The following is a 12,610-nucleotide window of genomic DNA, read 5'->3' as shown; positions in this document are numbered from 1 at the left end:
ACGCTCGACGCGTCCAGGATCAGGGTCGCAGCCGCAAGCGGCGAAGCTTCTTCCCTGCCTTGCGGGCTTTGTTCTCCGTCTTCCGGGCAATGCGTTCTTCCATCTCCAGCAAACCCTCGAAGCCGAGGTCGGCATCGGCGGGCCGGTCCGGGGTGGCCGCGAGTCTGCGCAGGAGGTCGGTCGCCATGACGCTGTCCTGATGGTCGCCGAGTACTGTCTGGAGCCGTCCGGCCGCTTTGGTGAGTTTGGCGGCGCGCTTGCCGTGGATCTCCAGGACCGACTCACCCGCGTGGCGGAGGCGCTTGGCGTCTTTTCGGACCTCGTGCAGCGCTGTGTCGCGCGCGGCCCTGTCGGCCGAGCCTTTGACGGCCTTCCGGGCACGCTCCACCCGCTTCGCGGCTTTGTTGACCAGCTTGGCCGTCACGCTGCGCGCGGGCCGGAAGGCGCGTGGCTTGGCAGGCGGGTTGTCCCGGAAGTCCTCCAGGGAGCCCAGGAGACGGAAGTAGCGGCCGGTCCGGAGGGTCTCCAGGACGTTTCTGTAGCCCGCGTCGTGGGCTGCGACCAGCTCCTGATCGATCATCTGGGCCAAGAGGCCGGACCTCTGTTCTTCCGGGAGCTCCAGGATGTGCTGGCGAAGCCGCTCCAGCATGACTTCGGCATCGCGGGCCGGGCCCAGGATCTGGCCCAGCCACTTCAGTTCAGCCTGGAGTTCCCGCACCGCTGAGCGGTTGAAGAGTTTGCGGTACGTGGCCAGGGCGGAGCGCGCCCGGCGGGTCGCGGACCGCATCTTGTGGACGGAATCCGGTGTGCCCATCCGCACACCCGGATCATTGGCGATGAAGTCACCAATCCGCGCGTCTAAATAGGCGGTCACGACGTCGACTGCCGGTCCCTTCTTCCGGGGTTTTGGAGTCCGGGGACTGAACTCGGCCGGCCAGGCATCGCCCAGGGCACGGGCGATCTTGGAAGGATAAGCGGAGTGGCCGGCTCCGGTAGACGTCAGAGTTGCGGCGGCAGCCTCAAAGAGCTCCGCTGTGCCGTGGACGAGTTCGAGCTCCCATTCACGCCAGTCGACGGCCGGCCCCGGCGGCCGCAGGGCCTCGGCATGAACGTGGTCGTCGGCGAAGTCGGCCAAATGCTCACCGCCCGGCCCGTATAGCCGGTAGGTGGTGCGCCGCGTACTGAGCCGGGCGACGGGCTCGAGTTCGTCGCCCCGGATGAGGACCTGCAGATGGTCGGACAGTTCTTCCGGAACGGTCTCCGGCTGCCCCAGCGGCGCATGGATCTCCTCCCGTTGGTCGGCCCCGGCGGGAAGCTTGAGGTGCCAGCCCTCGTCCGCCCCGCCCGTGCGGCGCCGAAGGGTAATGCGCCGTGCCGCGAGGACCAGGGCCGGGGTATCGAAGTACACAGCCTCAAGCTGATCAGTCACAGGCTCCGCGACGTGGTCCACACCTTCGATTTCCTGCAGATCCGGCAGCGCCGCAGAGGTCCCGGCGTCGTACTTTTGTTCCGTTTCAAGTTTTCCCGTGGTGCCCATGGCGGTCAGGACTCCCCACCGGACGCGCGCTCCCGCGGCAGCGAACTGTTGGGCCTGTTGATGAACGCCATGGCGGGCCTCCCCTATCGGCACCGCTGGAACATGGACGTGATCTCCGGCGGGCGTGTCCGGCCGGTGCCTTGGCCCGGTGCGCCTAGCCCGATTCTAGGCTCTGCGCCAATCGGCGACCAGACCGCGGCCGGCCCTTGACAACGTCCGTGGCGGCTTCACCCAGGGCCAGCGGCTCGTGACGCCAGTGAGGCCGGGGACCTCGACGKGGGTGCTCGTGCCGGAAGGACATCGGCGGGGGTTGACGGCCGGGAGCCGCACCCGTAATCTAGTTATTAGACGTCTGACGACTTACGCAGATGGTGATGGCTTCGGGGGAAGGCCACTGGGATACAAAGGAGTATTTCATTGGGATATGTAATTGGCTGTGATCTTGGCTCGCAGAGCGCGAAGGCGGTACTGATGTCGCCGKAGGGCGTGATCGTCGCGACCGCAAGCAGCGGGTATGCGATGGCGCACCCGCACAGCGGCTGGGCAGAGCAGGATCCGGCGCACTACCGGCACGGGATTGCCTCCAGCGTCCGGGCCGTGCTGGCCCGGACCGGCGTGAAGCCGGCCGAGGTGACCCATATCGGGCTCTCGAGCCAGGTGGACGGCGTCGTGCCGGTGGACGCCGACATGCGTCCGCTGCGGCCGGCCATTATCTGGCTGGACCGGCGCGCCACCGAGCAGGTTGCCCGGCTCGGGAACGCGATCGATCCGGACTGGCTGTTCGCCCGGACGGGGCTGAACCTGGACGCCAGCCACACCGGACCAAAGCTGATGTGGCTGGCCGACAACGAGCCCGAGGTGTACCGGCGGGCCGCGTCGCTGCCCTCGGTCGGGGGCTACGCTGTCGCATGGATGACCGGCCGTTCGATCCAGGACCACGCGAATTCCTCGTCCTCGCTGCTCTATGACGTAGTGACCCGGGACTGGAGCGATGAACTCATCGACGCCGCCGGGCTGGACCGGGCCAAGCTTCCGGAGATCGGCCGCGCCACCGACGTCGCCGGGACCCTGACCGCGGAGGCGGCTGCGGCGCTGGGGCTGACCACGGGCTGCGCCGTTGTGGTCAGCACCGGCGATGACCACGCCGCATGCCTGGGCGCCGGCGGGGTCCGGCCCGGGGTGGTCGTCGATATCCTCGGCACGGCCGAACCGGTCGGCGTCTCCAGCGCCGTCCCGGTCTTCGACGAGACCAAACTCGTCGAGACCCACGCGCACGCCGTGGACGGCACCTACCTGATCGAGAACCCCGGCTTCGTCTCGGGCGGCAACACGCTGTGGTTTGCCCAGAACGTCCTCGGCGTCAGCCAGCAGGAGTTCTTCGACCGCGCCGCCCGCTCGGAGCCCGGCGCCCGCGGGGTCCGCTTCATCCCGGCACTGACCGGCTCCATGGCGCCCCGGTGGAACGACTCCCTGCGCGGGACGTTCGCCGGGCTGTCGATGAACCACGACTCCACCGACATGGCCCGGGCGATCATCGAGGCGAACTGCTTCGCGTTCCGTGACATCTACGACCGGATTGATGCGATGGGCCTGGCCCAGTCGGTCCGCGTCGTCGGCGGCGGGGCCCGCTCCGCGCTGTGGCTCTCGGCGAAGGCCACGCTCTGCAATACCCCGATCCAGAAGGTGCTCACCGAGGAGACCAGCGCCACCGGCGGGGCACTGCTCGCCGCCGTCGCCGCCGGCACCTTCGCCAGCCTCGAATCCGCCGTCGATGCCGTGGTCGAACTCGACCCGGTCAGTATCGACCCCGACCCTGCCCATGCCGAGGCCCTTGAAATGGCCTACCAGGACTACCGCTCCCTCTTCGACGCCGTCGAATCCATCCCGCAGAAAGTGACACGCCATGACGCTCTCGTCTGACCTCGACCGCTACCTCTCCCACCCCCTGGTCGGCCTCGACCAGGTCGTCATCGGCGCCGACGTGCTGGACTCCGTCCACGACATCGTCGCCGCCCTCCCGGCCCATAACAGCATCGCCGTCCTGACCGACGAGGACGTCTACACCACCGGCTCGGGTACCTACCTCAAGCCCGCCGTCACGGCCCTCCTGGAAACCCTCGGCACGGTCACCACCGTGGCCCTCCCGGGCCACGTCCACGCCGACGAGACCACCGTGAGCGCTACGACCGCCGGCTGTGCCGGCGCGGACGTCATCGTCACCATCGGCTCCGGCACCCTGTGCGACATCGGCAAGGTCGCCGCCGGGACCCGGCCGCACGTCGTCGTGCAAAGCGCCGCCTCCGTCAACGGCTTCGCCGATGACCAGTCCGTGCTGCTGATCAACGGCGTCAAGCGCACCGCCCACTCCGGCTGGCCCAGCGCACTCGTGGTCGACAGCAACGTCCTGGAAGGGGCGCCGGCACTGCTGAACCGCTCCGGACTCGGCGACATGATCTCGATGTTCACCGCCCCCGCGGACTGGTACCTGTCCTCCCTCGTCGAGATGGACCGCGGCTACTCCGCCGAGGCCGCGACCATGACCCGCCGCCACGGCGCCGAACTCCTGGGCCTTGCCCCCGGCGTGGGGACCTCCGACCCGGAGTCCTTGTCGACGCTGGCCAAGTTCGTGACCTTGTCGGGCATTTCGATGGGCGTCGCGGGACAAACCTCCCCGTCCTCCGGCATGGAACACGTCATCAGCCACCTGCTGGACATGGCCAACACCGCCCGCGGCACCGCAACCGCCCACCACGGCGCCCAGGTCGGCGTCGCGACCGTCGTCGTCGCGATCCTCTGGCGGAACATGAACGAGAAGCTCCGCACCGGAAGCCTCGGCACCGTCCGGCTCCCCGAGCCGGACGACGCCGAACGCACCGTCCGGGAGGCCTTCGACTGGATGGACGAGGCCGGCTCCACGAGCAACGAGTGCTGGTCCGACTACTCCAAGAAACTCGAACACCTCCGTACCGTCGACGCCGGCGCCAAAATCCGCGACGCCGCCGCAACCTGGCCGGCGCACGCCGAGGTGCTCTCGGGCCTGCTGGGCGAACCGGAAGCAATCGTCGCGGCGCTCCGCGCCGCCGGCGCGCCCACCCGTTTCTCCGAACTGGAAAACCCCAGCAAGGAAGACGACGTCATCTGGGCGCTCACGAACTGCCACCTCATGCGCAACCGCTTCAACATCGCCGACCTCGCCTACCTCACCGGAGCGTGGACGAAGACCGACGTCCTGGCCGCCCTCGCCGAAGCGGAACGGATCGGCGCCGGACTGTAAAAGCCGGGCCTCACCGCACGCGAAACCAATTCCCAAACAAACAACACCAACTTTTATTCGTCAGACGTCTAATGACCTTTGATGCTGATGAAGCCTGGCCACGAAAGGCAGGCAGACCCATGGAGGCCACAATGAGCAAGACCGCCACTTCCCCCGGAACCGGGCGACTCAACACTGCGCAACGCGAAGCAGCCCGCGCTGCGATGAAGTCGCAAGTACTCGACGTGCTTGTTATTGGCGGCGGCGTTGTCGGCGCCGGCRCTGCCCTCGATGCGGCATCGCGGGGACTTACGGTTGGCATTATCGAGAAGAGCGACTGGGCCAGCGGCACTTCCAGCCGGTCCTCCAAGCTGGTGCACGGCGGAATCCGCTACCTTGAGCAGCTCAACTTCAAGCTGGTCAAGGAGGCCCTTGTGGAGCGCGGCCTTCTCCTGCGCACAATCGCACCCCATCTCGTCAGGCCTGTCTCGTTCCTCTACCCCGTCACCGCGCCGCTGGCTGAGCGGTTTTATGTGGGGGCCGGGATGGCCCTGTATGACCTGTTCAGCTATGCCGGCGGCCGCCACCCGGGCGTCGGACTGCACCGCCACCTCAGCCGCAAGCGCGTCAGGGCTGAACTGCCCGGCCTGAACCGTGCTGCATGCCGTGGGGGCATCAGCTACTTTGATGCCCAGGTCGATGACGCCAGGCTGGTCGCAACGATCGTGCGCACTGCGGTGTCACGGGGCGTCCATGCGATGAATCGCGCCGGCGCAGTGGAGATCATGCCCGGCACCGGCAGCGCGGACCACACAGTACTCGTCTCGGATGAAGAGACGGATGAGCGGTTCGAGGTGCGGGCCCGCTCCATCATCAACGCAACGGGTGTGTGGACCGCAGAATCGCAAACCATGATCGGCGTCGACTCGGCAGTCGAAGTCACCATGTCCAAGGGGGTTCATATCCTCGTCGACCGTGATCGCTTCCCGTCCACCATGGGATTGATCCTGCGGGCAGGGGCAAGTGTCCTTTTCGTCATCCCCTGGGGCAACTACTGGATCATCGGCACCACCGACACGCCATGGGACCTGGGAAAAACGAATCCCTCCGCCACCTCCGCGGACGTCCAGTACCTGCTCGATCACGTCAACAAGGTGCTCGAGGTCCCGATCCTCCACGACGATATCCTCGGTGTCTACGCCGGACTCCGCCCGCTCGTGAAAGGCAAGGCAGGCTCGACCGCGCAGCTGAGCAGGGAACACGTCGTTGACGTGCCCCACGAGGGCATCGCGGTGATCGCCGGCGGCAAACTCACCACCTACAGGGTCATGGCAAAGGACGCTGTGGACGCCGCGACACGGGGGCGAAGCACTGCCCGCCCCTCACAAACACTGGACCTGCCCCTCCTCGGTGGCGAAAACTTCGTTGCCGCCGAGATTGAAAGCGTCTGCGCCTACATGCTCGAAACCCTCGGACTGCCGTCCAGCCACGCAGCCCGCCTGGTCGGTCGATACGGAAACATGGCCACTGAAGTCTTGAAGCCTGTGGCCGAGAACAGGGTGCTCGGGCTGGAGATCTGCGGCGGCGGCGGCGCCCTTCTGGCTGAAGCGCTGTACGCGGTGACGCACGAGGGGGCCCTGCATTTGGAGGACGTCCTTGAGCGCCGCCTGCGTATTTCCATTGAATCCAAGGACTTCGGGGAAGAAGCCGCGTCCGAGGTTGCCAGGGCCGTGGCCCCGGCCCTGGACTGGACTGCGCAAGACGTCGACGACGAACTGGAGCGCTATCAGGAATTCGTGCGCCTCCAGCGGGAAGCGATCTCCGTACCCGATGACGCCTCTGCAGATGCTGTCATGAAAAGGGCAGTTCCTGCCGCCCGCGCGGCGGCCGGCCTGCACGCCTAACCGTCCCGGAAAACAACACAAACTTACTCTTGTCAGACGTCTAACGACTTGGTATGCTTGATGAACAAGGTCGCGAAAGCCCCTTCCGGACATTTTCCCTGCCGATGACGCCAGAGAAAAGCCAGGCCCGCCGCCCCCGCGGCGGCCGTTCGTAACACCCCTTCGTAACACCCGGTCCCGGAGCGCTGATTTCAGCCCGGCACCCAGCCACCGGAGCAATCCCGCGGCTTCCTCGTCAAACATCAGACGGCCCACCTCCCGTGGCGCCGATGATGGATACAACCCGCAAAGGAGCAGGTCAGTGTCACAAGCCACAATTTCGCCAGTGCAGGCGGAGCACAAGAAGAAGAATCTTCACAAGGTTGCAGGGCCCGTCCTGCTCTGGGGCATCGGCGTCGGCGCCGTGATCTCCGGTGATTACTACGGCTGGAACGCGGGCCTGGGCCTCACTGGCTACTGGGGTTACCTAATCGCAATCGCGATCATGGGCCTGCTCTACGCCGGCCTCTCAACCGTGATCGGCGAACTGTCCGCAGCAGTACCCCACGCCGGCGGAGCCTACGCCTACGTCCGCACAGCACTGGGCCGGGTCTGGGGCTACCTCGCCGGAGTCAGCGTCCTTCTGGAATTCGTGTTTGCCCCGGTGGCGGTGGCGCTGACCGTCGGCGCCTACGTGCAGGTCCTCTTCCCCGACGTGCCGGTCCTGGTCAGCGCCGCAGTCCTCTACATCGGCTCGACCGTGGTCCATCTCCTGGGCGCCGGCAACTCGATGAAGATCGAATTCGTGTTCACCGCCGTCGCGGTCGTCGGCCTCATTGTCTTCATGGTGATCGGTGCGCCGAAGATGTCACTGGATAACCTGAACGCCTACTCGGGCGGAGCCATCCTGCCCAACGGCATCGGCGGCCTCTGGGCCACCCTGCCGCTCGCCGCATGGTTCTTCTTCGCCATCGAAAGCCTCCCCATGGCTGCCGAAGAGACCAAGAACCCGGCCAAGGACATCCCCAAGGCCCTGATCATGGCCTTCATCACCCTCGCCGTGATCGGCCTCGGCACCCTCACCGTCGCCGCCGGCGTCGGCGGGTCCGACTTCCCCGGCGCAGCGGCCCCGCTGACCGTGGCCCTGTCCAACGTCGTGGGATCCCAGACCTGGATCGTCCCGGTGATCGCGATCTTCAGCCTCGCCGCCCTGGTCGCCTCGTTCCACGCGATCGTGATCGCCTACTCACGCCAGACCTTCGCCCTGTCCCGCGCAGGCTACCTGCCGGCATCACTGTCCAAGCTCAACAAGCATCACGCACCGGTCGGCTCGCTGATCGTCCCCGGCGTCATCGGCTTCGTCTTCGTCATCCTGGGCGCCACCATCCTCCCGGACGCCATCCCGGTCCTGGTCACTCTCTCCGTGCTCGTCGCGGCCGTGTCCTACATGCTGATGATGGCTGYAGCCCTGGTGCTGCGGAAGAAGCGCCCCGACCTGCACCGCCCCTACAAGGCACGCGGTGGACGCGTCACGATGTGGATCGCACTGATCCTGGCCGGGATCCTGATCCCCGCAGCCCTGGTCAGCTTCCCCCTCGCGTTCGTCATCGCCGTGATCATGGTGGCCCTGTTCATGGCCTACTACTTCGCCGTCGGCCGCAAGCGCGTCGGCAACTACACCGCCGAAGAAGAACTCGCCCTCACCGACCAGGCCCTCACCGCGGACGCCTGACCAACCCAGCCCCACCAAAAAGCCCGACAGCCCGGCCAGCCCGCCAGGCTGATCTGGCCGACCGCCCGGCGGGGGCGCCGCGACCCGGCAGCCCCCGCCCGGCACCAGCACCACACCGCGAAACTTTCTTCCAAAGATTCCATCATCGACTTGAGTCGTTAGACGTCTAACGTTAGACTTGTATTGTGCCCCGCAAGGGGCCGAAAGGAGGGCAACGATGCCCGTTGAACTACTGGCCAAAGAAACCGGCCGCCGCGAAGCGGCCCCGCTCTACCGGGGCTACGCCTTCGACCTGGATGGCACGCTGTATCTGGGCGATGACCTGATCGAGGGCGCGGACACCGTCGTGGCGGCGCTGCGCGACTCCGGGGCCCGGGTGGTCTTCGTGACCAACAAGCCGCTCGAGACCGCCGAGGCCTACGCCGCGAAGCTGACCCGGCTCGGCATCCCGGCCCAGGCCCAGGACGTAATCTCCGCACTCGACGCGCTCACCCTGTACCTCGCCGGCCGCCACCCCGGGGCCCGTGTCCTGGCCGTGGGCGAACCGGTCCTGATCGAATCGCTGCGCGGCGCCGGGTTCACCCTGACCGAGGACCCGGCCCAGACCGACGTCGTGGTGGTCTCCTTCGACCGGACCTTCGACTACGACAAACTCACCCGCGCCTACCAGGCCGTGAAGGCCGGCGCCGTGATCGTGGCCACCAATCCCGACCCGTACTGCCCCACCCCCGACGGCGGCCTGCCCGACTGTGCCGCGATGCTTGCGGCCATCGAGGCCTGCACCGGCGGACGCGCCGAAGCGATCGTCGGCAAACCCAGCGTCCACATGGCCAACGCCTTCCTGCACCGCCTCGGCGTCCCGGCCCACGAGGCCGTGATGGTCGGGGACCGGCTCCTGACCGACGTCGCCATGGGCCTGAATGCCGGCATGGCCTCGGCCCTGGTGATGTCCGGGGCGACCACCGATGACCACCTCGCCGCCTCCGGCATCCTGCCCACCCACGTCCTGGACGACGTCCGCGGACTCCTCCCCGCCTGACCCGCACACGCACCACCCCACCAGCAGCAGCACCCACCTGGCACCACCCACCACAAGCGAAAGAACAAGAACAATGTCTGAATTCATCTTCATGCTCACCCACAACGACCGCACCGTCGACAACGCCCTGGAGGTCCTCGAGCAGGTCAAGGACACCGGGCTGCGCCACATAGGCTTCAAGGACGTCGGCGCCACCGCCGAGAAGGCACGTGAGCTGACCGCCGCCGCGCACGCCGCGGACCTGGTGGTCTACCTCGAGGTGGTCTCGGTCGACAAGGCTGATGAGATGGACTCCATCGACGCCGCCATCGCCGCCGGCGTGGACTGGATCGTGGGCGGCAAGTTCGCCGCCGAGGCCGTCGAGAAGCTCGCCGGCACCGGAATCAAGTTCGCCCCCTTCCCCGGCCGCGTCGCCGGGCACCCCAGCGCACTGCTCGGCACCATCGAGGAGATCACCGCGCACGCCGCCGAACTCTCCAAGCTCGAGGGCGTCCACGGCGTGGACCTGCTCGCCTACCGCCACGCCACCGTCGATCCGCTGGAACTCACCGCCGCCGTCGCCCGCGTTGTCGATGGGCCCACCATCGCTGCCGGCTCGGTCGTCAACGAGGACCAGATCCGCGGTCTCGCCGAAGCCGGCGTCTGGGGCTTCACCATCGGCGCGGCCATCTTCGACGGCAAGCTCCCCGGTGAAAAGGACGTCGTGTCCCAGGTCCGCACCGCCCTGTCCTACGCCGACGCCGCCGCCGGCGCCCGCGTCTAACCAGAACCCTCACCGCCAGTACACTGGATTTATTGCCCCAGGGAGGACACCATGTCAGGTCGCCGGCCAAATCTTGCAGAACAGGTTCGAGATGAACTCACCGAGCTCATCAGCAATGGCACGTATAACGTCGGCGACCGGCTCCCCAACGAGGACGAAATGTCGGTGAAGTTCGCGGTCAGCCGCGCCACTGTCCGCGAAGGCTACCGGGCATTGATCGACGCCGGGTACCTTTCCCGCCTCCATGGCAAAGGCACCTACGTCACCAGGGTGCCGCAGCGCCATGCGCTGGACCTGAACGTCAGCTACACCGCGATGATTCAGGCCGCCGGGTTCACCCCCAGCATCCGGATCATCTCCCAGCGCGTGGTACCCGCCGATGACGGCGACCGGGCCCGGCTCCGCCTGGACCGCGGGGCCGAGGTCGTCATCGTCGAACGGGTCCGGTTCGCCGATGCCCGGCCCGTCGTCTACAGCCTCGACCGCGTCCCTCTGGCCCTCGTGCCCCAAGCGGCCCGGTCCAACCTCGGCCCGTCCCTGTTCGACCTGCTCGAGACCCTCAACTACGGCGTCCGGAACGGGCGGGCCAAGCTGCTCCCCGTCCTCGCCGGACCCCCTGAGGCCGCACAGCTCCAGGTCAACGAAGGCGTCCCGCTGCTCTACTTCGACGAGGTCGACTACGACATCAACGGCACCCCGGTGCTCGCCTCCTTCGAGTGGCACACCAGCGACGTCTTCGAAATGTGGCTCAACCGCCGCGCCCAGCCACCCGCCCACCAGGTCCAGGCCGCTCCGGCCCTCTCAGAGTCACGGACCTGACCGGGCAACAACCACAAACACCGGACACACGGCCGGGCACGCTCCCCAGCGTGCCCGGCCGTTCCCGTTGTGGAGGTTGTCCGGCCGGAGACTGCCTTATACGGGCTCGTTTAAGACGTGACAACGCCCTGAACACGGATCGACGGTAGGGTTGCCGTGACCGGGTCCCGCTGGCTGGCGGGAAGCTCGATCGAAGGGTGGGAGCCCGCCGCGAGGACAGCGGACGCCCACGTCGAACGGCCGTACAGGCCTCGTTGGGCTCAATCGCCTCAGATGTGTGAAGGACGTATGACAAGCACGGGCTACCAATCCGAATCGCGCCTCAGCGGGGCTGAAGCCCCGGAGTGGGCGCGGCTGGAGGACCTTTCCAGAACCCGCCTTCTGGACACACCCTCGGAGGAGCGCTTCGACCGGATCACGCGGCTCGCTCAGGGGCTTTTCGGTGTCAGTGCGGCCAGCATTTCCTTGATCGCCGAGGACCGGCAATTCCTGAAATCTTTCGTCGGTCCGCTCGCCCGCGAGTCGGAGCGGCGTGACACGTTCTGCACCGAGGCGATCAAGTCCTCGGGAACCATGATCGTGGAGAACGCCCTCACCGACGAACGCTTCCGGCAGAGCCCGCTCGTGACCGGCAATCCCCATATCCAGTTCTACGCGGGCCATCCCCTCACCGGGCCCGGCGGCACGCATGTCGGAACGTTCTGCATCATCGACCAGGCGCCCCGGGTATTCAGCGCAGAGCAGCAGAAGATCCTCGAGGACCTCACTGAGATCATCCAGCGCGAAATGAACCTTTCGTGGGACATCGACAACGGAGCCCGGGTGCAACGGGCCCTGCTTGCGCCCACTCCCCCTGCACCGGCCGGCTACTCGCTGGGCACCTGCTTTTACCCTGCCTCCGGGCTTAGCGGTGACTTCTACGAGCTCGGCATGACCGCGGCCGGCCAGTTCCGCATTACCGTCGGCGACGCCATGGGCAAAGGCATCGGTCCGGGAATCGTGGCCGGCACCGTCCGGTCCGCCTTCGCCCACACCGGCTGGGAAGCCGGGCCGTCCCGCATCTTCGAGGACGTGTCGGGGAGCCTCGACGATACCTTGGCCCGTGTGGGCTCCTATGCCACGGTGTTCCACGCGCTGATCGACCCTGCAACCGGCACAGGCCACTATGCGGACGCCGGCCAGGGACTGAGCTATATCCTCCGTTCCGACTTCACGATTGAACGCCTGTCCCCGACGGGGCCGCCTCTGGGCCTGATACCCGGGCAAAGCTGGGAAACGCACACCTTCCGGCTCGCCCCGGGCGATGCCCTCCTGGTTCCGACGGACGGCCTCCTGGACCTGCACGGCGGTGACCTCGGCCGTCTCGCCGCAGCCCTGGACAGCCGCCAGGCGCAGGATCATCCGGACACCGCCGTGAAGAAACTCTGCGACCGGCGGGGAAAACACGGCATCCTGGACGACATCACTGCGGTCCTGCTCCAGCGCGAACCAGAATCCGACTAAGTGCGCCCGCCCTGGGTGCCGCACCGAGGCCCGGCAGGATGCCCACTCACCCCTCGCGAAAGGACGCTCGCGTGACCGAAA

9 protein-coding genes are annotated in these 12,610 nt (G+C 67.1%); 8 read left to right on the top strand and 1 reads right to left on the bottom strand.

What is annotated here, in order from left to right:
• Positions 1-19 precede the first annotated feature (19 nt).
• The gene (locus tag AC1D1S_RS01215; protein WP_476993542.1) at positions 20-1,537 is read right to left on the bottom strand and encodes a CYTH and CHAD domain-containing protein; all 1,518 of its coding nucleotides are present in this window, start codon (positions 1,535-1,537) and stop codon (positions 20-22) included.
• A 417-nt stretch (positions 1,538-1,954) separates the two neighbouring features.
• Here AC1D1S_RS01215 and AC1D1S_RS01210 point away from each other — a divergent pair, with 417 nt between their 5' ends.
• From AC1D1S_RS01210 to AC1D1S_RS01175, 8 genes are all read left to right on the top strand, one after another.
• Entirely contained in the window at positions 1,955-3,457 is a 1,503-nt protein-coding gene (locus tag AC1D1S_RS01210) for a xylulokinase (protein ID WP_476993541.1), read from the top strand.
• Positions 3,441-4,811: an iron-containing alcohol dehydrogenase gene (locus tag AC1D1S_RS01205; RefSeq protein WP_476993540.1), complete on the top strand. Its 1,371-nt coding sequence runs from the start codon at positions 3,441-3,443 to the stop codon at positions 4,809-4,811. Before AC1D1S_RS01210 ends, AC1D1S_RS01205 begins: the two co-directional genes overlap by 17 nt.
• 131 nt (positions 4,812-4,942) lie before the next feature.
• Positions 4,943-6,694, top strand: a complete 1,752-nt coding sequence (locus AC1D1S_RS01200; protein WP_476993539.1) for a glycerol-3-phosphate dehydrogenase/oxidase — start codon at positions 4,943-4,945, stop codon at positions 6,692-6,694.
• Positions 6,695-6,995: 301 nt separating this feature from the next.
• Complete coding sequence (gene eat / locus AC1D1S_RS01195; RefSeq protein WP_476993538.1) at positions 6,996-8,405, top strand: ethanolamine permease; 1,410 nt, start codon at positions 6,996-6,998, stop codon at positions 8,403-8,405.
• Between the two features lie 217 nt (positions 8,406-8,622).
• Positions 8,623-9,444, top strand: coding sequence for an HAD-IIA family hydrolase (locus AC1D1S_RS01190; protein ID WP_043436900.1), 822 nt, complete (start codon positions 8,623-8,625; stop codon positions 9,442-9,444).
• A gap of 73 nt (positions 9,445-9,517) precedes the next feature.
• Positions 9,518-10,207, top strand: coding sequence for a hypothetical protein (locus tag AC1D1S_RS01185; RefSeq protein WP_230012466.1), 690 nt, complete (start codon positions 9,518-9,520; stop codon positions 10,205-10,207).
• A gap of 51 nt (positions 10,208-10,258) precedes the next feature.
• Positions 10,259-11,026: a GntR family transcriptional regulator gene (locus tag AC1D1S_RS01180; RefSeq protein WP_243178212.1), complete on the top strand. Its 768-nt coding sequence runs from the start codon at positions 10,259-10,261 to the stop codon at positions 11,024-11,026.
• A gap of 288 nt (positions 11,027-11,314) precedes the next feature.
• On the top strand, positions 11,315-12,529 hold the full coding sequence (locus AC1D1S_RS01175) for a PP2C family protein-serine/threonine phosphatase (RefSeq protein WP_476993537.1): 1,215 nt from the start codon (positions 11,315-11,317) through the stop codon (positions 12,527-12,529).
• Positions 12,530-12,610: the final 81 nt, after the last annotated feature.

The organism is Arthrobacter sp. P1_A5 (assembly GCF_056406825.1).
This window is presented reverse-complemented; position numbering and strand designations above follow the sequence as displayed.